Source organism: Oxynema aestuarii AP17 (assembly GCF_012295525.1).
Classification (GTDB): domain Bacteria; phylum Cyanobacteriota; class Cyanobacteriia; order Cyanobacteriales; family Laspinemataceae; genus Oxynema; species Oxynema aestuarii.
On sequence record NZ_CP051167.1, the window covers coordinates 3,686,952 to 3,706,747 of the forward strand.

The 19,796-nt window shown below is 53.5% G+C and carries 20 protein-coding genes; 6 read left to right on the forward strand and 14 right to left on the reverse strand.

Features of this window, described 5'->3' with window-relative positions:
- Window positions 1-31 precede the first annotated feature (31 nt).
- From HCG48_RS14970 to HCG48_RS14990, 5 genes are all read right to left on the reverse strand, one after another.
- Window positions 32-1,297 (reverse strand): SufS family cysteine desulfurase, encoded by a 1,266-nt coding sequence (locus HCG48_RS14970; RefSeq protein WP_168569874.1) that lies wholly within the window; start codon window positions 1,295-1,297, stop codon window positions 32-34.
- A 76-nt stretch (window positions 1,298-1,373) separates the two neighbouring features.
- On the reverse strand, window positions 1,374-2,750 hold the full coding sequence (gene sufD / locus HCG48_RS14975) for a Fe-S cluster assembly protein SufD (RefSeq protein WP_168569875.1): 1,377 nt from the start codon (window positions 2,748-2,750) through the stop codon (window positions 1,374-1,376).
- Window positions 2,750-3,538 carry a Fe-S cluster assembly ATPase SufC gene (gene sufC / locus HCG48_RS14980; protein WP_168569876.1) on the reverse strand — a complete coding sequence of 263 codons (789 nt, stop codon included), beginning with the start codon at window positions 3,536-3,538 and terminating at the stop codon, window positions 2,750-2,752. The genes sufD and sufC overlap by 1 nt, the downstream gene beginning before the upstream one ends.
- A gap of 153 nt (window positions 3,539-3,691) precedes the next feature.
- Window positions 3,692-5,128: a Fe-S cluster assembly protein SufB gene (sufB, locus tag HCG48_RS14985; protein ID WP_168569877.1), complete on the reverse strand. Its 1,437-nt coding sequence runs from the start codon at window positions 5,126-5,128 to the stop codon at window positions 3,692-3,694.
- A gap of 220 nt (window positions 5,129-5,348) precedes the next feature.
- On the reverse strand, window positions 5,349-5,711 hold the full coding sequence (locus HCG48_RS14990) for a ferredoxin-thioredoxin reductase catalytic domain-containing protein (protein WP_168569878.1): 363 nt from the start codon (window positions 5,709-5,711) through the stop codon (window positions 5,349-5,351).
- A 168-nt stretch (window positions 5,712-5,879) separates the two neighbouring features.
- Between HCG48_RS14990 and sufR the strand changes: the two genes are divergently transcribed.
- From sufR to HCG48_RS15005, 3 genes are all read left to right on the forward strand, one after another.
- Complete coding sequence (sufR, locus tag HCG48_RS14995; protein WP_168569879.1) at window positions 5,880-6,539, forward strand: iron-sulfur cluster biosynthesis transcriptional regulator SufR; 660 nt, start codon at window positions 5,880-5,882, stop codon at window positions 6,537-6,539.
- 120 nt (window positions 6,540-6,659) lie between these two features.
- On the forward strand, window positions 6,660-7,886 hold the full coding sequence (locus tag HCG48_RS15000; RefSeq protein ID WP_168569880.1) for an RNA-guided endonuclease InsQ/TnpB family protein: 1,227 nt from the start codon (window positions 6,660-6,662) through the stop codon (window positions 7,884-7,886).
- Between the two features lie 207 nt (window positions 7,887-8,093).
- Window positions 8,094-8,354, forward strand: coding sequence for an NDH complex assembly factor CRR9 (locus tag HCG48_RS15005; protein WP_168569881.1), 261 nt, complete (start codon window positions 8,094-8,096; stop codon window positions 8,352-8,354).
- Between the two features lie 71 nt (window positions 8,355-8,425).
- Here HCG48_RS15005 and HCG48_RS15010 read toward each other — a convergent pair whose 3' ends face one another.
- From HCG48_RS15010 to HCG48_RS15020, 3 genes are all read right to left on the reverse strand, one after another.
- Window positions 8,426-8,719, reverse strand: a complete 294-nt coding sequence (locus HCG48_RS15010) for a TMEM165/GDT1 family protein (RefSeq protein WP_168569882.1) — start codon at window positions 8,717-8,719, stop codon at window positions 8,426-8,428.
- A gap of 49 nt (window positions 8,720-8,768) precedes the next feature.
- The gene (locus HCG48_RS15015) at window positions 8,769-9,182 is read right to left on the reverse strand and encodes a TMEM165/GDT1 family protein (protein WP_168569883.1); all 414 of its coding nucleotides are present in this window, start codon (window positions 9,180-9,182) and stop codon (window positions 8,769-8,771) included.
- Between the two features lie 153 nt (window positions 9,183-9,335).
- Complete coding sequence (locus HCG48_RS15020; RefSeq protein WP_168569884.1) at window positions 9,336-9,695, reverse strand: YkgJ family cysteine cluster protein; 360 nt, start codon at window positions 9,693-9,695, stop codon at window positions 9,336-9,338.
- A gap of 382 nt (window positions 9,696-10,077) precedes the next feature.
- On the opposite strand from HCG48_RS15020, the gene psb30 reads away from it, so the two are divergent.
- On the forward strand, window positions 10,078-10,209 hold the full coding sequence (gene psb30 / locus HCG48_RS15025; protein WP_168569885.1) for a photosystem II reaction center protein Ycf12/Psb30: 132 nt from the start codon (window positions 10,078-10,080) through the stop codon (window positions 10,207-10,209).
- A 176-nt stretch (window positions 10,210-10,385) separates the two neighbouring features.
- Here psb30 and HCG48_RS15030 read toward each other — a convergent pair whose 3' ends face one another.
- From HCG48_RS15030 to HCG48_RS15055, 6 genes are all read right to left on the reverse strand, one after another.
- Window positions 10,386-11,540 (reverse strand): pyridoxal-phosphate-dependent aminotransferase family protein, encoded by a 1,155-nt coding sequence (locus HCG48_RS15030; protein WP_168569886.1) that lies wholly within the window; start codon window positions 11,538-11,540, stop codon window positions 10,386-10,388.
- 295 nt (window positions 11,541-11,835) lie between these two features.
- Complete coding sequence (locus HCG48_RS15035) at window positions 11,836-12,117, reverse strand: DUF5340 domain-containing protein (protein ID WP_168569887.1); 282 nt, start codon at window positions 12,115-12,117, stop codon at window positions 11,836-11,838.
- Between the two features lie 453 nt (window positions 12,118-12,570).
- Window positions 12,571-13,455, reverse strand: a complete 885-nt coding sequence (gene trpC, locus HCG48_RS15040) for an indole-3-glycerol phosphate synthase TrpC (RefSeq protein WP_168569888.1) — start codon at window positions 13,453-13,455, stop codon at window positions 12,571-12,573.
- 131 nt (window positions 13,456-13,586) lie between these two features.
- Window positions 13,587-15,020: a dihydrolipoyl dehydrogenase gene (gene lpdA, locus HCG48_RS15045; RefSeq protein ID WP_168569889.1), complete on the reverse strand. Its 1,434-nt coding sequence runs from the start codon at window positions 15,018-15,020 to the stop codon at window positions 13,587-13,589.
- Window positions 15,021-15,129: 109 nt separating this feature from the next.
- Window positions 15,130-16,440 (reverse strand): dihydroorotase, encoded by a 1,311-nt coding sequence (locus HCG48_RS15050; RefSeq protein WP_168569890.1) that lies wholly within the window; start codon window positions 16,438-16,440, stop codon window positions 15,130-15,132.
- Window positions 16,441-16,494: 54 nt separating this feature from the next.
- Window positions 16,495-17,841 carry a histidine phosphatase family protein gene (locus tag HCG48_RS15055; protein ID WP_168569891.1) on the reverse strand — a complete coding sequence of 449 codons (1,347 nt, stop codon included), beginning with the start codon at window positions 17,839-17,841 and terminating at the stop codon, window positions 16,495-16,497.
- Between HCG48_RS15055 and HCG48_RS15060 the strand changes: the two genes are divergently transcribed.
- Window positions 17,828-17,986, forward strand: coding sequence for a hypothetical protein (locus tag HCG48_RS15060; RefSeq protein WP_168569892.1), 159 nt, complete (start codon window positions 17,828-17,830; stop codon window positions 17,984-17,986). The genes HCG48_RS15055 and HCG48_RS15060 overlap by 14 nt on opposite strands.
- A 160-nt stretch (window positions 17,987-18,146) precedes the next feature.
- Entirely contained in the window at window positions 18,147-19,748 is a 1,602-nt protein-coding gene (locus HCG48_RS15065; RefSeq protein ID WP_168569893.1) for a CPBP family intramembrane glutamic endopeptidase, read from the forward strand.
- The last annotated feature ends 48 nt before the right edge of the window (window positions 19,749-19,796 follow it).

Genomic DNA, 19,796 nt, shown 5'->3' on the forward strand with positions numbered 1-19,796 from the left:
AGCGGGTTGAAAAGAGTTAGGAGATTTACCACTAAGCACCAAAAATATCGCCGAAGAAGTCGATCGCCTCTTTGAGCGCGGCAATAAAGACATCGATTTCTTCTCGGGTATTGTAAAAATACAAACTCACCCGGGCCGTAGACTGGGCGCCGATCGCCCGATGAAGGGGTTGAGTGCAGTGATGTCCGGCGCGAATTGCCACCCCGGCGCGATCCAAAATCGTCGATAAGTCGTGGGGGTGAACGTTGCCACAAGTAAACGACGCTAAAGCCGTTCTTCCGGAGCCGTCCGCCTTCGGTTGCGGTCCGTATACCTTGACTTCGGGGATTTGATTTAACTGCTCGAACAGATAACTCGTGAGCTGTTTCTCGTAGGCATAAATATTCTCCATCCCCAGCTCGCTCAAGTAATCGACGGCGGCGCCGAGGGCGATCGCCTCCGCAATTGCCGGAGTTCCCGCCTCGAACTTGTGGGGAACGTCCGCATAAGTCGAACGGTCGAGAAAGACATCGGCAATCATTTCGCCGCCGCCTAAAAACGGGGGCATCGATCGCAGGACGTGCAGTTTCCCGTATAAAAAGCCGATCCCCGTCGGCGCGCACATTTTATGACCCGACGCCACCAACCAATCGCAATCGATCGCCTGCACGTCGATCGGCATGTGAGGGACGCTCTGACAGGCATCGATTAACACCTTCGCCCCCACCTCGTGGGCGAGTCGGGCGATCTCTTGCACCGGATTGACGCAACCGAGGGTATTGGAAGCGTGAACCACGGAGACCAGCTTGGTTTTTTCCGAGAGCAAGCTACGATACTGGTTCAGGTCGAACCCTTGGGTCTCGTCGAGTTCGACAAACTTGAGTACTGCCCCAGTTTTCTGCGCCACCAACTGCCAGGGGACTAAATTACTGTGGTGTTCCATCACCGTGAGGATGACCTCATCCCCGGCTTTAAGGGTATTTAGCCCCCAACTGTAGGCGACTAAGTTAATCGCTTCGCTGGCGTTGCGGGTGTAGACGATTTCTTGCGAACTCGCCGCATTGACGAAGCGGGCGACTTTTTCGCGGGCGGCTTCGTAAGCGTCGGTGGCGCGGGCGCTGAGGGTATGTACGCCGCGATGGACGTTGGCGTTATCGCATTCGTAATAGTGGCGTAAGGCGTCGAGGACGGCGATCGGCTTTTGGGAGGTCGCCGCATTGTCCAAATAGACTAAGGGGCGTTCGTTGACTTCCTGAGTCAAGATGGGGAAATCGGCGCGCACGCGATCGGCTAGGGTTCTATGTTGAGTAACTACCATCACATCTGCACAATAAGGGGAATCGTCAATAGGGAATCGTCCCGCTTTCCCGGAAGTCGAGAAAGCGGGATCGGCTTTAAGAATTGTCGGTTCGGCAGGCAATACAACGGGCGAGACGGGTTTGTAACCGTTTGAGGGGGAGGCGATCGAGAATTTCGCCCGCAAAGCCGTCTACGAGTAGATTACGGCTGGTGTTGGGGTCTAAGCCGCGACTGCGAAGGTAGAAGAGTTCGTCTTCTTCGAGTTGGCTGACCGTGGCGCCGTGGGAACATTTGACGTTGTCGGCGGTGATTTGCAGTTGCGGTTTGGTGTGGACTCGTGCTTTCGGCGAGAGCAGTAAATTGCGGTTGAGTTGGCTCGCGTCGGTGAGTTGGGCGGGTTTGGGGACGAAGACTTTCCCGTTAAAGACGCTTTGGGCGCGATCGTCGACAATGGTTTTGTGCAGTTGTTGGCTGCTACCGTGGGGATAGTTGAGGGCGATCGCGCTATGAGTATCCGCCACTTGTTCCCCGCGCACCACACTCAAGCCGTTGAGTACGGTATGGGTGCCTTCTCCTTTTTGGAAGACGTCGAGATGGTGGCGCGCCAGTTTTGCCCCGGTAGAGACGGCGGTACATTCGTAATGACTGTCTCGACCTTGGGCGATCGCCGTCTTGCCGATATGAAAAGCGTTGTGAGCTTCCCGTTGGATGCGGGCGTGCTTCACTTGGGCGTTGTCTCCCAACCAGATCTCGGTGACCGCATTGGTGAAATAGGGTTGACCGTGTTTGACGTTATCGCACCATTCCCGTTCGGCGACGACGTATTCTTCGAGTAACGTGCAAGCACTCCCACCTTCCGCCACCACCAAAGCGCGCGGTTGAATCAGAGACGCAGTTTCGCCGTTAGTCGCTAAAAACAAGAATTGTATCGGGGTTTCGACGATCGCATTTTTCGGCAACCACACCACCGCCGCATCCACCAATCCGGAGGTATTGAGGGCGGTAAACACTTCTTTCCCCCCTTCTTGCGCCGTCAGATAGTCCGCGAGGCGATCGCGCAATCCCGGCGGTAACTGTCCTAAATTGCCGACAAACACCCCGTCGGGTAAAGCGGTCACTTTCGACAATTGCGGCGCGTACACCCCATTGACAAAGGTGACGCGACTCGCTTCTTGAGATAACTCAAACGGGGTTAACGCTTCCGAGGGCAACACCAGAGGCTTACCCGCCTCAAAATTCACCGCCAGCAACGGCGAGAGGTCCGTAAAGCGCCATTCCTCGTCCTTCGTCGTCGGAATCGCCAACTCGCGCACCCAAGTCGCCGCATTGTCGCGGACTTGTTGCAACCAGGCTGCGGTTTCCGGGGCGATCGCATAATTCTCCGGCACCACCTTCGTCGCACCGCCGATCGCCTCCGACAGCAACCCGTCGAGATAAGATAATTCAGGCTTCGCAGATACTTGGATACTCATTACACTCCCGCCTTCGCCGTCAGCTCTTCTTTCACCCAGTCATAGCCTCGGTTTTCCAACTCTTGGGCCAATTCTTTCGTCCCACTGGTCACAATCCGTCCCGCTTCCATCACGTGGACGATATCCGGCACGATGTAATTGAGCAGCCGTTGGTAGTGGGTAATCACCAGCATCGCATTGTCCGCCGACGCCAACTGATTGACCCCATTCGCCACGATCTTGAGCGCGTCGATATCCAAGCCGGAATCCGTTTCGTCCAAAATCGCCAAACTCGGCTCTAACAGCGCCATTTGCAAAATCTCATTGCGCTTTTTCTCCCCACCGGAGAATCCCTCATTGAGGCTGCGATTCAAGAAAGCCGGATTCATCTTGACAATTTCCAGTTTTTCTTGAATTAATTCGTCGAAGTCAAACGCATCGAGTTCTTCTAACCCTTGATGCTTGCGTCGCGCATTGTAAGACACCCGCAAAAAGTCCAGATTACTCACTCCCGGAATTTCTAACGGATATTGGAAAGCTAGGAAAATCCCCGCCAGCGATCGCTGTTCCGGTTCGAGATCGAGCAAGTTCTGACCTTTAAACACCACTTCGCCCCCAGTCACGGCATAGGCGGGATGTCCGGCTAACACTTTCGATAAGGTACTTTTTCCAGACCCGTTCGGTCCCATAATCGCGTGAATTTCACCCGCTTTAATTTCCAGGCTCAATCCTTTGAGAATTTCGTTCCCGTCTACTTCGGCTCTGAGATCGCGAACGGACAGAATGACTTCGCTATTTTCTACAATCATTTGCGCTGAACATTACTCCGTGAATAAACAATGAGGGGGGAAGGCAAGCAAAGGAAAAGTAGGGAGTCGGGAGTCGGGAAAGAGAGAGTTTGAGGGTTGAGAGGGGAAAAAGACCGTCCGGTCCGATTCCCAATTCCCGATTCCCGAGTTTCCCTAGCCGACCGAACCTTCTAATTTGAGACTCAACAAGCGGTCTGCCTCTACGGCAAATTCCATCGGCAACTGGTTAAATACATCCTTGCAGAAGCCGCTAATCATCATCGTGACCGCATCTTCTGCGGAGATTCCCCGTTGCGAGAAGTAGAAGAGTTGGTCTTCGCCAATCTTCGAGGTCGAGGCTTCGTGTTCGACCTTGGCATTATCGTTTTGTACGTCGATGTAGGGGAAGGTATTCGCTTCGGCGTTATCCCCAATCAGCATCGAGTCGCATTGGGAATAGTTGCGCGACCCGTCGGATTTCGGCCCCATTTTCACCAAACCGCGATAGCTGTTGGCGGAGTTTCCGGCGGAAATGCCTTTAGAAATAATCGTGCTGCGCGTATTTTTGCCGATATGCACCATTTTGGTTCCGGTGTCGGCTTGTTGTTTGTTGTTGGTCAGGGCCACGGAGTAGAATTCGCCGACGGAGTTATCCCCGACTAAGACGCAACTGGGATATTTCCAGGTAATCGCCGAACCCGTTTCGACTTGGGTCCAGGAAATTTTCGAGTTTTTACCTTTGCACAGTCCCCGTTTGGTGACGAAGTTGTAGATTCCGCCTTTCCCGTTTTCGTCTCCGGCGTACCAGTTCTGCACGGTGGAGTATTTGATTTCGGCGTTGTCGAGGGTGACGAGTTCGACGACGGCGGCGTGCAGTTGGTTGGTGTCGAACATCGGCGCGGTGCAACCTTCGAGATAGGAGACGTAGCTATTGTCTTCGGCGACGATTAAGGTGCGCTCGAACTGACCCGATTCGCCGTTGTTGATACGAAAGTAGGTGGACAGTTCCATCGGACATTTGACGCCTTTGGGAATGTAGACGAAGGAACCGTCGCTGAAAACGGCGCTATTGAGGGCGGCGAAGTAGTTGTCGCCGACGGGGACGACGCTGCCGAGGTATTTTTGGATCAGGTCGGGGTATTCGCGCACGGCTTCGGAGATCGAGCAGAAGATGACTCCGGATTCGGCGAGTTTTTCTCTAAAGGTGGTGGCGACGGAGACGCTATCGAAGACGGCGTCTACGGCGACGTTGCTGAGGCGTTTTTGTTCGGATAAGGGGATGCCGAGTTTCTCGAAGGTTTCGAGGATGGCGGGATCGACTTCTTCGAGGCTGTTGAGTTTGTCTTTTTTCTTGGGGGCGGAGTAGTAAACGATTTTTTGGTAGTCGATGGGGGGATAGTTGACGTGGGGCCAGTTGGGTTCTTGCATTTTTTCCCACTGGCGATAAGCTTTGAGCCGAAAGTCGAGCATGAATTCGGGTTCTTGTTTGAGGGCCCAGATTTTACGCACGACGTCTTCGTTTAAGCCGGGGGGGAGGCTGTCGGATTCGATGTCGGTGACGAATCCGTATTTGTAAGGTTGGTTGACTAAGGTTTTGGCGGTTGCACTCATCGTCAGTGTTCTCTAGTGTTCTCTAAGTCAGGTTCTCAAGGATCTCTAAGCGGGTCGGGTGGGGATCGAAACCAAAGGCCGAAGGTCGAGGGTTATTAATTGAAGTATTTTTGACAATTGACGTTTCGGCTGACCCTAGTTTTAGTAGAGCTGTTGCTAAATTAGGGAATCAACCCCTGAAAAAAGCGAGCTTTTGACAGTTTGGCAACAGGTCGAGTGTTCAATATCCGTCGGTTGTGGCGCGAATTTCTTCGAAGCTAATCTCTTGGCGATCGCCCGCGAAGTCGTTGTCTGAGGTTAGAAATAACATGCAGTGGCATTCTTTGCGTTCGCGCATGGGAATGCACGGACAGTTCCAATAGGCGGCCTTGACTTCCGCTTCTTTATCTTCATAATGGCGACAAGGACATAAGGGTGCGCCGAGTTCGTCTTTATGGCGGGCCAGCCCTTCGATGACAACTGCCGTGACGCCTGGATCCGCACAGAAGTAGGTTTCGGTGCGTTGGGCATAGGTTTCGGAGAAATACCGCATGGCCTCTAGACTTTTGTCGGTGGCCTGCTGGGTCTGATTCTCAAGGGTCATTATCCGGGGAAATGATAGGGCAAACGAATCTCGTCTATATATAATAGGGTGTAAAACAACATGGTTGTTGCTTAACTTTAATTTTAGGTTACTTTAACAACAACGATGTTGTCAAAGTCTGGAGCGATTTTCCAGCGACCTTTTGGTAAGCGATTACGGGCAAGAACAATGACGACGACGCAGCAGCCTTCGACGAAAGAAGATATCTTGCAACATTTACTCAAACACGGGCGGGCAACGGCTCAGGATTTGGCGGAGATTTTGGCGATCAGTCCCCAGGCGATCCGCCGTCATTTGAAGGATTTGGAAGCGGAGGGATCGATCGCTCACAAGGCGGTTCAGGTAGGGATGGGGCGCCCGCAGCACATGTACGAGCTGACCCACAAGGGGCGCGATCGCTTTCCCAATCGTTACGATGATTTTGCGGTATCCTTGCTCGATACGTTGGCGGAAACGGTGGGGGAGGATCAAGTCACGACGATTTTGCGAAAGCAGTGGGAACGCAAGGCGGTCGAGTATCGTTCTCGGTTGGGCGATCGCCCCTTGGGAGAACGGGTGGCGGCGTTGGTCGAATTGCGTAAAGCGGAAGGCTATATGGCGGAATGGCACGCGATCGAACCCAATAATGGGGATAAGGTGCAACGCTATATCCTGACGGAACACAACTGCGCGATTTCCAATGTGGCCGAATCGTTCCCGAGTGTATGCGGCCACGAGTTGGAAATGTTCGCCGCTATCCTCCCGGATTGTACCGTAGAGCGGACTTATTGGATGATCGACGGCGAACATCGTTGCGGATATTTAATTACGCCGCGATCGCGAGGTTGAAATTTGGCGTTTTAACAATGGGAGCGGGAATTCCCCGATTCTACCGAAGGTGAATCGTGGGATGAAAGCGACTCTTCGGCAAATCAATTATAATCTTATCATCTGGCTATATCGGCGATAATGTTCAAGGCGTACAAATACCGCATCTATCCAACCCACGAGCAACAAGCGACTTTAGCCAAGAGCTTTGGTTGCTGTCGTTGGTATTGGAACTATGCGTTAAATTTGTGCCAAGAGACTTATCGATCGACCGGAAAAGGTCGATCGAGGGGTGATCTTCAGGGATTATTACCTGCCCTCAAAAAGGAATACCCTTGGCTTAAAGAAGATGTCTATTCCCAATGCTTGCAAGTCGTGGCGTTGAACTTATCGACCGCTTATCGAAACTTCTTTGAGAAACGGGCAAAATTACCCCGATTTAAATCCAAGCAGGGAAGGCAATCTATCAGTTATCCTCAAAATGTTAAGTTTGAGGGAAATTACATCAAACTGCCTAAAGTTGGGTTAGTGCGTTGTCGTCAGCATCGAAGTTTTGAGGGAAAAATCAAAACTGTAACCCTCTCCAAAAATCCAGATGGTAAATATTATGTTTCAGTTTTGGTGGAGGGTAGAGAAGAACCTCCCTTTCCCTCAACTGAAGGAAAAGCAATTGGCATTGATTTAGGGCTGACTGATTTTGCGATTACCAGTGAGGGGTCGAAATACAATAATCCCAAGCATTTTGATAAACACGCGCGAAACCTAAAAAGAAAACAGCAAAAACATGCTCGAAAAAGGAAAGGCAGCAACAACCGCAATAAATCGCGGGTAAAAGTTGCCAAGATTCACGCCAAAATAAGTCGCTGTCGTGAAGATTTTCTCCACAAGCTATCCCGTAAGATAGTGAACGAAAACCAAGTGATTGTGGTCGAATCCCCCCTAACCCCCCTTAATAAGGGGGGAACTAAAGGGGGGATAGGCATGGTTCGCAATCACCAACTCGCCAAAGCGATTAGTGATGTCGGTTGGGGGATGTTTTGTACGATGTTAAAGTACAAGGCCGAATCAGAAGGAAAAGTTTATCTAGAAGTCGATCGATTTTTTCCTTCTTCTAAAACCTGCCATGTATGCCTCAATCAAATCAAAAGCTTGTCTCTTGATGTAAGAAGTTGGACTTGCGAACATTGCCAAACCCATCATGACAGGGATATCAATGCCGCCATCAATCTCAAAAATGAAGGCTTACGGATATTAGAGTTAGGAACTCGCTCTACTGCCCTTGGAGGGGATGTAAGACGAGGTGGTAGAACTTCAGTTCTATCTAGCGCAGTCCCCAGTGAAGAGGGAAGCCGCTATTGTAATCTTTGATTCAATAGCGGTAGTTCACTTGAATTGTTAAGATCTACAGTTAATAAGATCTAAAAAAGATCTCAAAAAGATCTCAAAGTTTTGACGGTGCTGGAGGGGCGATCGCCTCCCCGTGGCACCCCACGCTATTTTTGTCAATTTTTTGGCGATTTTGTGGCAAAATTTGTCAAGATTTATCGAAATTGGAGTTAACAAATCCAGACAGGAATGACGATGCAATCCCCCCAACCCGGCGCGCAATTTTTAACCGAAGAAGAATCCTACGCCGTCGATGGCGCTTTATTGGCGTCCCACGAGAAATTTCTAACGCGATTGACGATTTCTTCTTTAAAATTACTCCAACAAATTGCCGCCGATTTAGAAACGCCCATGGAAGCGCTGACGGCGCAACAAATTATCGATTGGTTTGAAAAAGATGGCAAAATCCGCCGCGAACAAGGCCCCGAGGCGGCTTTTTTAAAATGGTGAACTGGGGAGATCGAGACGGGTAAACGGCTGGGATTTCCACGAACGGCGATCGCCCCGCCGCCTCTGACTCCCTAGGCGTCTTCTTCTTCCGGTTCGCTGTCGAACCATAACAGGCGCACGGCTAAAATGGTAAACCCGATCGCGGCGATCGCCTTAACCGCCCGTTGGGGGAGCAATTCCGCCGCTCCTTGTCCGAGTAATACCCCAATTAAGCTGGTCACTAGTAACGCCGCCGCCGTTCCAAAAAAGACCGCGCGAGGATGCTTGGAACTCCCGCCGAGGGCGATCGCCGCCAACTGGCTTTTATCCCCTAATTCCGCTAAAAATACGGTAATAAAGCTCAAACTTAATAATTGCCAATCCATTCTTTTTTAATTCCTTAACGCCCGTCCCGTTCTCGCGATCGCCAGCCATTTAGCGTAAGATATCCCAAAATAGGGAAGCTGCCAGCAATAACAACACGATTCCGGCAGACTTTTCGATCGTTTTCGGAGAGACCCGACGCGCCAACCAGCGCCCGACTAAAACCCCTAATAAACTGGTCGCGACTAACGCCGAACCCGCGCCGATAAAGACGATCCAAGGCGAGTGAGATTCGGCGGCAATTAATAACGTCGCTAATTGAGTTTTATCGCCAAATTCGGCAAAAAAGATGGTGATGAAAGTCGAAGCAAACACGGCCCAGGCGCCCGCATTCGATTCAGTTGTGCTCGTCGGGGGCGAAGTTGGGGCGAGAGACGATCGCCCATCTTCCGAGGGGGGGGCGATTTCGGCGATCGACTCGTTCTTGTTCTCGTCTTCCCGTTGAAATAAGGGGAGTTGAATCATAGTTTTGTTCTAGACGCCTTGCTGGGCAGACAGGGGAACGAAAGTCATTGGATCTGACCTTTCGTTTTTATATTTCTTTCATTTTTTCAGAAAGCGACCCCAAACGGCAACTAGTACGAGGGACTCGATCGCGCGATCGCCCGCCAACGGGGTTCACCCTTCGACGATCCCGACCGCCTGTCGGAAGCGCACTAATTCCAGGGAGCGATCGCCGTAAACCCCTTCTATCTGTTGTTCGCAGCATTCGATCGCGAACTCGTCGAGCTCTTCCGGTTCGATCCCGTACAGATCGGCAAAGACATCGGGCCGAACCCTACAAAACCGGGGGCGATCGTCGTAAATCCGGCATTTACGGCGGTCGGCGTCGTAGTTAATACACCAGCCGTCGGGACCGACCATGCTGAGATATTGTTGTAATTCTTCCGGAGTCAAATAGTCTTCTAAGTCGGGGCGATCGCTCGGGTCGAGATGACAGCAAGCCCCGCAGCGTTCTACACATTGCCAAGTAGCCACAAGCAAATTCGGGAGGGCGAAAGGATTGGGAGTCTCTCCCCAATTATAAGCTTTAGGGGGACTTGGGAGCGAGGGGCGCGGGCAAGATGAGTACACCACAGGGGGTGTGGGGAAGATCGCTACAACACGGCGGTTTTGCTGGGTTCCTTCCTTGCATTTTTTAGAGTTTTGTAAACTTCCTTAATAAAAAAGACCCGCAAGATTGTAAAATCGATGGCGGATTTTAACTTTTGACTTGACATCGCTTTTGCAGCCGTGGGGCACACGGTCAAGAAGCTCGCCGAGGGGAAAGTCGTTGGACTCCCGATGAAGCGAGAATCCCCTTACCTTTAGGTCGGGGAGTGTCAATTGTCTAGGCCACATAGGGAGAAGATTAGGAAATATGGATTTTTTAACGAATTTGGTCAACAACCTCAACTTTGAGGCAATCCTGCAGTTGACTTGTTTGGCTTTGGTCGTGATCTCTGGCCCAGTTGTGATCTTTTTGCTGGCGGCGCGCGGCGGCGACCTCTAAGCTGCCCGATCGCCCCACGGAAGCCAATCCCTCAAAGCCTGAAGCGTTCGGGCTTTTTTGTATGTTTTGAAATGGAACAACGGCGATCGCCTTTTTGATGGCGATCGCCGTTGTCGGATCTACGCTAGTTCTCCTGCTTTAAAGCTAGAAACAAGCGGATTTGACGCCGATTTGGCTTAAGACTCGGCCAGCACTTTAGAGGCGGCTGCAATCCCCGCGCCGGGGGTAAAGTTTTCGTGTCCGAGTTGGGGTAAGGCGGCTTCGATCGCCCCAATCGCCGTGAGAACGTCGCGATCGCAAACAAAGCCTAAGTGACCGATCCGGAAGATCTTCCCTTTATAGCTATCTTGTCCGCCTGCGAGGGCGATGTCGAACTGCTTGCGGACGATCGCGCGGATCTGTTCCGCTTCCACCGTCGTCGGCGCCACGGCGGTAATGGCGGGACTGGCGCACTCGTCCGGGGCGAACAAGGGCAGACCGAGGGCTTTGACGGCGGCGCGGGTGGCGCGTTTGAGGCGATCGTGACGTTGGAAAATCTGTTCCAAGCCTTCGGCGCGCATCATCTTCAAAGTCGCCTGCAAGGCAAAAACCAAGTTCACCGGAGGAGTGAACGGGCTGCTATTTTTATCCGTCGCTTTCTTGTATTTCCCTAAATCCAGGTAATAGCGGGGCAACGTTGCGGTTTTATAAGCGTCCCAAGCTTTGGCGCTGACGGCGACAAAGCCCAAACCGGGGGGAATCATGTACCCTTTTTGCGAACCGGAGGCAACCACGTCGAGCCCCCATGCGTCGATGGGAACGCTGGCGGCGCCGAGGCTGGTCACCGCATCGACGATGATGAGGGCTTCGCCGTGAGCTTTGACGTGGCGGTTAATGGTTTCGAGGTCGTTGAGGATCCCCGTCGAGGTTTCGCTGTGGGTGAGGATGACCGCTTTAATTTCTTTAGCGGTATCGGCTTCGAGTTTTTCGCGGAACTGTTCCGGGTCGAGGGGAGTTCCCCACTCGGCGGTAATCGTTTCGACGTTGAGACCGTAGGCGGTGGCGACTTCGGCCCAACGTTCGCCAAATTTGCCGTTGGTACCGACTAAGACGCGATCGCCCGCACTGAGAAAGTTAATGATTCCCGCTTCCATCGCCCCCGTTCCCGAGGCGGTCAGCATCAACACGTCGCTTTGGGTTTGATGCAGCCATTTCAACCCCTCGGTACAATCGGCAATCACCGCTTCAAAGGGCTTACTGCGGTGACCGATGGGGTGTTTTGCTAAAGCGAGCAATGCTTGTTCTGGCACCGGAGTCGGGCCAGGAATCATGAGCATCAGCTTGTCGTCCATTGAATCTGTCCTGTCGCTCGATTAACGTTGAAAATTGACACTCCCCGCCGTAGAAGTGCGGGGATTCTTGGGCTGAATCTTGCCTCTATCGATCCTAGGTCAATTTTGGTCTTACAGTTTCATGTCTGACTCGACTACACTCTCTCAAGTAAGCCTCTTAACGAGTCACTCCCACAAGCGTAAATTTGGGGATGTCTTACCCTATTTAATGGCTTGGCGTCCTTACAGTTTGGACTGACTTTTACCCCAATAACCTGGCGGGACGCGCCGGGATCGGCGATCGCCCGCTACCCGCTTAAATCGGTGGGAGAGGGTCGCGATCTTCAGCTTTCGCGGCTCTCGTCCGGCTTCCACTCACCTCATTGAGAGACCAGCGATGCTCGATCGGCAGATTCTCGCGCTGACAACTGGCTTCGAGTTGCTTCTGTTGGGCCAGAGCCTTGCGAAGGGTGATAATAAGCTGTTGAACTTGCTCGCGTTCTCGACTGTGAGGACTTAGCGAAAACAAAGTTTGCCGTTCTAACAGTTGCAAGATCAGTTCGTAGTGGATTGGGGAAGGAAGGGGAATTGGATCCATGCTTTAGGTTTGGCTTGGGGACTCCCGCCACGAGAATTGTCTGGGATCTTGACAGCAACCCGTCCTCAAAGCGATCGCGAGAAAACGGGGCGGGGTTGACCGCTTCCCCGGTAAACGCTCCCATTCCTTCCCCTCTTGAACGGTTCCCCGGGCTAGGGTCGCCGGGAATCGAGGGAGGAACTCGAACACTTTCTTACCGCAGTGCGGACTTTTAGGCCAATTCAACACGCTCTCGCACAACCGGATAAGCGAGGATGCTTATGGATGGTTTTGACCTTTTGCGCGAATCGATCCGCTCGCCGTTGGATCGTCTTTGCTGCCGACGCATCGTCGTCGTCACGGGATGCTAAGCCCCACCCAGACGGGTTTTCGACGCTTGCGAAAATGTAGGTCTATCTTACCACGGTGCCTCGATTTCTGGGACCGAGGCGATCGCGAGGCTCCGCCGAGAAGCTAACTCAGCAGTCGAGCTAACGCCGCACCGGGATCGGATTGCTTCATCAAGGCTTCGCCAATGAGTACGGCACCCGCCCCCGCTTGGGCGACTTGCTGTAGGTCTTGGGGCTGGTGCAATCCCGACTCGCTCACTAAGAGAATGCCGCGCTCTTCGAGTTGTTCGGCGCGGGCTTGGGCGAGTTGGGCGGTGGTTTGCAAGTCTACTGTAAAATCTTCTAAATTACGATTGTTTACTCCAACTAAACGCACGCCCTCGATCTCTATAACTCTGTCTAGTTCTTCAATTGTGTGAACTTCGACGAGGGGCGTCATCCCGAGGGCGTTAGCAATTTTCACGAAATACTGCAAGTCGGCATCGGGGAGAACGGCGGCGATCAGCAAAATCGCATCGGCGCCACAGGTCCGCGCCAGATAAATCTGATAGGGATAAATGAGAAAGTCTTTGCACAAGAGGGGCAACTCGACGGCTTCGCGCACTTGACGCAGGTAGTCGAAACTGCCCTGGAAAAACTTTTCGTCGGTGAGGACGGAGAGGCACGAGGCGCCGCCTTTTTCGTAAGCGCGGGCGATCGCCACCGGGTCGAACTCCTCGCGAATGACGCCTTTAGAAGGGGATGCTTTCTTAATTTCGGCGATCGCGGCGGGCTTTTTCGCCGCCTTTTGGAGTGCCCCTAAAAAGTCCCGAGGCGACGGAGCACTCAACACTTGACGCTGCAGTTCTACTAACGAGAGCGTTTGGCGCCGTTGTTCGACTTCGGTTTCTTTATGCCAGACAATCTCTTCTAAAATATGGCGGGGTTGACTGTCGGGTACGCGAACCTGATAGCGCAGGGATTTGACATCAACCGGAGGATTGGGGGGACGACGACGGATGTTTTGCATGGAGATCGGGGAATTTGAGGGAATTTTAGATGTTGGATTTTAGAGTCGGGAGTGGGGGGACTCAGGAGCCAGAAGGACGTTGTTCTCGTCTTTGTTTCGGTTCGGACTCCTGAGTGAGGCTCCCGCCCGCTCTAATGGGTCATAGCTGCACGCTTATAGGCTTCGTCGAGGACTTCCGAAAGCGTGGGATGGGTATGCACCGAGAATGCTAACTCGTGGACCGATTGACCTGTGGAAATCGCGTTGGCGGCTTCTTGAATCAAATCTGCCGCGTGATAGCCGAAGATGTGAACGCCGAGGATTTCGCCGTTATCTTTACGATAAATAACTTTGGCCAGACCGTCGGTTTCTCCTTCGGCGATCGCCTTCGAGTTGCCTTTGAAATAGGTTCTGACCGAGGCGACCTCGAATCCTTCTGCTTGACCCAATTCTTTCGCGGCGGGTTCCGTCAACCCCACAAAACTGATTTCGGGATGGGTAAACGCCGCCGCCGGGATGCTGCGATAGTTGACGACGCGATCGCGCCCGCAAATAGTTTCCACCACTGCAATTCCCTGAGCTGAGGCAGTGTGAGCTAACATCATTTTGCCTGTCGCATCGCCGATCGCCCAAATATTGCCCAAAGCATTCTCTCCCGCCATCAGGTGGAGGCGATCGTCTACGGGCAGGAATCCCCGGCGATCGGTTTCGACCCCCACCGATTCTAACCCGAGGTCTTTCGTCGCCGGAATCCGTCCCGTAGCGACCAAACAGGCATCGACTTCGAGAATTTCCGTAACTTTTTTAGTTTTGGCATCCGCCAATTCAATGACCACGGGGGATCCGGGGGTGACCTTCATCGCCAACTGACCCACCCGGGTTTCGATATCGCGCGGACCGATTAAGACCCGTTGCGCTTGTTTGGCAATATCCGGATCGAAAGTGGGCATCAATTGATCGAGGGCTTCGATCAGGGTAATTTCCGACCCTAACGCGGTGTAAATATCGGCAAATTCCAAACCGATATAGCCACTGCCAATAATGGCGACCCACTGGGGCAGACTTTCGAGGCGAACCGCCTGGTCGCTGGTAAATACGGTTTTGCCGTCTACGACAATTCCGGGGGGTACCCACGGTACCGAACCGGGGGCGAGAATAATATCTTTAGCAGTAACAATTTTTTGGTCTTTGGCGGTTTCGATCTTGACTTTGTTGAGGCCCGCCAGCTTGGCCCAGCCTTCGATAGTATCGACGCCGAGACGTTGCAAGCTTTTGGTTAAATCGCCGCGTAGTTTCGATACGGTGTTGTTGGCGTGTTCGGCGATCGCCGCGCGATCGAAGTTGACGCCCCCGAGTTGAATTCCCAGAGTTTGCAAGTGATGGGCGTCGCGCAACTCGCGCACCCGACCGGATGCCGCCAACAGTGCTTTTGAAGGGATGCAACCGCGATTGACACAAGTTCCGCCCATATCCCCGGCTTCGACAATGGCGGTTTTCAGACCGCAACCGACGGCATGAACGGCAGCACCGTGACCGCCTACTCCGGCTCCGATAATGAGTAAATCGTAATCAAATTCCTGACTCACGGATATTCTCCAACTCCTGGGTTAGCCTTACTCATTCTTCTATATGGAGGGGCTTTCGGACAACTGGGCCGGGGGAGTGGGGATTTGAGATTTTAGATAGTGGAGCCTCTTACTTTATGTAAGGTATATAGTGTCCATCGTATTTTTTGAGCCACGATCGCGCCACCCGACCCGTTATCGTTTGTCCGAGCCAGGGAGTATTGTGAGAAAGCGAGCGGAGCGATCGCCCGTCGGCGGTCCAAGTTGTTTGCGGATCGAATAAGGTCAACTCGGCGGGTTCTCCCGGGGCGATCGCCCGGAACTCTTGCTGCAAACAGCGCGCGGGGGCGAGACTCAATGCCTTCCACAAGGTCAGGGGCGAAAGTTTTTCCGTAGCGACGAACTCCTGCCACAATAACGGTAACGCCAACTCCAGACCGATCGCCCCCGCCGGGGCCTCGGAAAAGGCGACCGTTTTTTCTTCGTAAGTATAACCCCGATGGTCGATGGCGATCGCGTCGATCGTGCCGTCGTCGATCCCTTGAATTAAGGCGCGGCGATCGCCCGGATTGCCCAGGGGCGGATCCAAACGCAGAGATGGATCGTAACTCGCCAGGGCTTCCGTATCCAAAAGCAAGTGCATCCAAGACGTACTCGCCGTCACCGGAACCCCGCGCCCCTTGGCGTGGGCGATTAATTCGACACTGCGGGCGGTAGAAACGCGCATGATATGCACCGGAGTGGCGATCGCCTCCACCAGTTCCAACAACGCCGACAGGGCCGAGGTTTCCGCGATCGCCGGATGTCCCGGCAGACCCAAGCGCACCGACGCCGACCCCTCGCGCGCCACCCCATTACCCGCCAAATCCCGGCGACAGGGCCACAAAGCCACGGGTTTACCCAACGGGCCGATATATTCTAAAATCCGGCGCAACAGTCCCAAATGCTCCACCGGGCGATCGTCCGCAAAGCCGACAATCCCCGCCGCCGCCAACTCGGCCAACTCGCTCATCTGTTCGCCCTTCCCACCTAGGGTCAGCGCCCCCCAGAACCCCAGTTGCGGCTGATTTCCTTCTACCTTCCCCTCCTCGACCCGACGGCGCACGAACGACAACCCCGCCGGGTTATCCAGAACCGGAACCGTATCCGGCAAAACTGCCACCCGAGTAAATCCCCCGGCCCACGCCGCTTGCTGGAGAGAGGCGAGGGTTTCGCGTTCCTCAAACCCCGGTTCGCCGCTATGGCTGTACAAATCCACCAACCCCGGACCGAGGATCGAACCGCGACCGTCGATCCGGTCTGTATCGCTGCCGACGGCTTCCGATAATTGGCCGTCTACGGCGCGAATGACGCCATCGACGATCCAGATATCGGCGATCTGGTCTCGTTCGGTCACCGGGTCGAGAATGCGGACCTGTTGAATCAGTTGACTCGTACTCATGGGTGGGTGCGGTTGGGATAGGGAACACAAGGGGGGAAAGGGGTTGGGAGGCGGCTACAGCGCCCCGGCGGCGGTCTTATCTAACACCCCACTGCCGAAATGACTGGTAATATTACTCGCCTCCAAAACGGGCGGACCGTCGGCCCCTTTGGGATAGTCAATGACTGTAATCGCGCCATTCCCTTGTTTGAAATTCCAGAAATGTTCCGGTCCGAGTCCGAACAAGTGACAGAGAATCGCTTTATTAATCGCGTCGTGACCGACGACTAAGGTCGTGGTATTTGGTTCGGCGGCTTCGACGACTTGGCGCCAGGCGGCGATCGCGCGACGCCACACATCTTGCAAGTTCTCGCCTTCGGGCATTTGCACTGTTTCGGGGGACTGCTGCCACTGGGTCAACATTCCGGGGAATTCTTGCTCGATTTCGGCCTCAAATTTGCCTTCCCACAAGCCGTGACTGATTTCGCGCAAGCCGTCGTGTAGTTTGAGTTCGATCTGGGGATGGTGTTGCAAGATAATTTCGGCAGTTTCTTTCGGTCGCAACATCGAACTGCTGACCGCCGCATCGATCTCGACCTCTTTGAGAAAGTCCGCCGCTTTCTGGGCTTGAGCTTTCCCGTTCTCGTTGAGGGGAACGTCGATCTGTCCTTGAAACTGCCCGTTGCGATTCCATTCCGTTTCGCCGTGACGGACTAGCAAGAGGCGCGGTCCGCGATGTCCGGGACGCGGGTTCGGGAATTTGTCGCCGACGTGATGGGTGAGGTTCATCGATTCGAGTTGAACCGTATCGTTCAACCCTCCGGCAAAGTTCAAGACGCTGACGCCACAGTTGGACTGCTGGATGGAGTGATAGGCGCTGGCGTCGATTCCGAGGGCGATACTGAGTAAGCAACGGTTGATCCCGTTATGGGCGACGACGAGAACGGTTCCGTTTTGGTGTCGGTTTAGTAAGTCTTCCCAGAAGGCTTTTGCTTGTTCGCGCAAGGCGAGGACGGGGAAATGTTCGCGGGTTTCGCCGTCGGTCTCCACGAGCATTTTGAGTTCGTGGGGGCGCTGTTTCCAGCAGCGATAGTCTTCGGCAAATTGGGTTTGCACTTCGTCGCGTAGCATTCCTTCCCATAAGGGCAGGTCGATTTCGCGTAAATTTTCGACAAACTGCACGGGAATGGCTTTTGAGTCGCGTTTGGCGAGTTCGGCGGCGATCGTTTCTGCAGTTTGGCGGGCGCGTTGAAGCGGACTGCTATAAATGGCGTCGAAGCTAATGCCGTCGAGAACGGTGGCAACTTGACGCGCCGTGGTCTGTCCGACCTCGGTGAGGGTGGAGTGGTCCAGGCGTCCTTGGATGCGATGCTCGATGTTGTAGGTACTTTGGCCGTGGCGGACGAGTATGACGCGGGTCATTGCCGTTTGTGGTTCCTCCATTGAACGAGTAGGGCGGGGAATCGGCGATCGCCAATTCCGGCGACAGCAAAGGTCAGGAGAATTTTACCTTGTCGGTGGCACGGGCTTACGATGTTTCTGGCGATCGCAACGGGGCGATCGCTAGAGGCGAAAGGGTTAGGCAGTCTGATATAGTTCTCTATTGGCGATCGCCATTGGCGACCCCGGGACGAGTCCGAGCTATTTTGCATAATACAAGAGCGATCGCTGCTCGATTCCCCACTGCCGATTCCCGATTCCCGATCTTAGTTAACCCCGAACTGCTTATGACGTTGACGATTGTCAAGCGCTTGGTCTTGAGTTTTCTCACGGCGATCGCCTTGTTTCTGGTGAGTGTGTCCCTGGTGGAAAGCTGGAATCAACCCCAAATTCAAAGTCGTTTGGAGTTGTATCAAACCAATTTATTACTTCATGCGGCCCAGGTGCAGCTTGGGGAAGAACAACCGGGAATGGCCGGAACTGAGACATTAATCGGGGCCAATCCCTACGAAACGGCGTTAAAACAATATCGAGATGCCCTCGAATCGGTTGAGGACAATCTCGATCGCACCCAGCAGCAGTTGGAGGAAGCCGTCGTCGTCAATCCTTCCGTACCGCAAACCGTACCGCAAAGCCCGACCCCGCCTTTGGTAGACCCCTCGGGGGTTTCGCCACAAACCTCGAAGTTAACCCAGACGATCGCCAAATTGGAGACGTTACGCAACGAGTTGACCCTCAAAATTGGCATTCTTGAGGCTCACACGTCCCAGGTGGCCGCCGGGCGATCGCGTTGGCAGCAGTTGGGCGATCGCCCCTCCGTGGCAAACAATGCAAGTCTTTTAAAAACACTCGAAGTAGTGACCGGAATTTGGAGCGACCCGCCGCGCCTGTCACCCAATACCGAAGCTATTGTTAACGAAAATTTAGACGGCTGGTTTCGCTATCGAGTCCTGCGCGAACTCTACCAAGTGCAACAACGCCCGGACGCTTTAGCGACCTTGGAAGCGAAAGAAGCCGACATCGGACGGGATGCCCTGTTAAAATTAGCCCTCCTCACCGGATTGCCGGGATTGGGCTTTGTCTTGGGCTTAATTCTCTTACTCTTTGTCGCCATCTCTCGTCTCGTCAAAGGCAAAGAAGCCCTCTTGGCCCGTCACGAAGACGAAGTCTGGCAAACTCCCTGGGATTGGGAAACGATTTGGCAAGTCTTGATTCTCGGCTTCTTCTTCGTCGGTCAAATCCTGGTTCCAGTGATTCTCTCCCTCGGTACCAGCGCCCTCGGATGGCAGATGGGTAGTTTAAACGTCCGAACCCAAGCGCTTTACATTCTCGCCAGTTACATCATGCTCGCTGGCGGCGGTCTGTCGGTTCTCTATTTCTCGGTTCGCTCGTTTTTCCCCCTCCCCGAGGGCTGGTTCCGCTTTCGCTGGCGGGGGAATTGGATTTTATGGGGCGTCGGCGGTTATTTGACGGCGTTGCCTTTGGTAATCCTGGTTTCGGCCCTCAATCAGCAATTTTGGCAGGGACGTGGCGGCAGTAATCCCATTTTACCGATCGCCCTCGAAGGTCGCGACAGTTTGGCTTTATCGGTGTTTTTTCTGACTGCTTCCGTGGCGGCGCCGATGTTTGAAGAAATCATGTTTCGCGGCTTCTTACTCCCTTCCCTGACGCGGTATTTCTCGGTTCCGAGCGCTATTATTTTTAGCAGTCTGTTATTTGCGATCGCCCACTTAAATTTATCGGAAGTTTTGCCCTTGGTTACCCTCGGCTTGGTCTTGGGAGTGGTTTACACGCGATCGCGCAATCTGCTCGCCCCGATGTTGTTACATTCCCTTTGGAATAGTGGAACTTTGGTCAGTCTATTTTTACTCGGCAGTGGGGCGAGTTAACGAATAAAAACCCCCACCATCGTGAGGGTTTTTTCTCAATTTAATTCT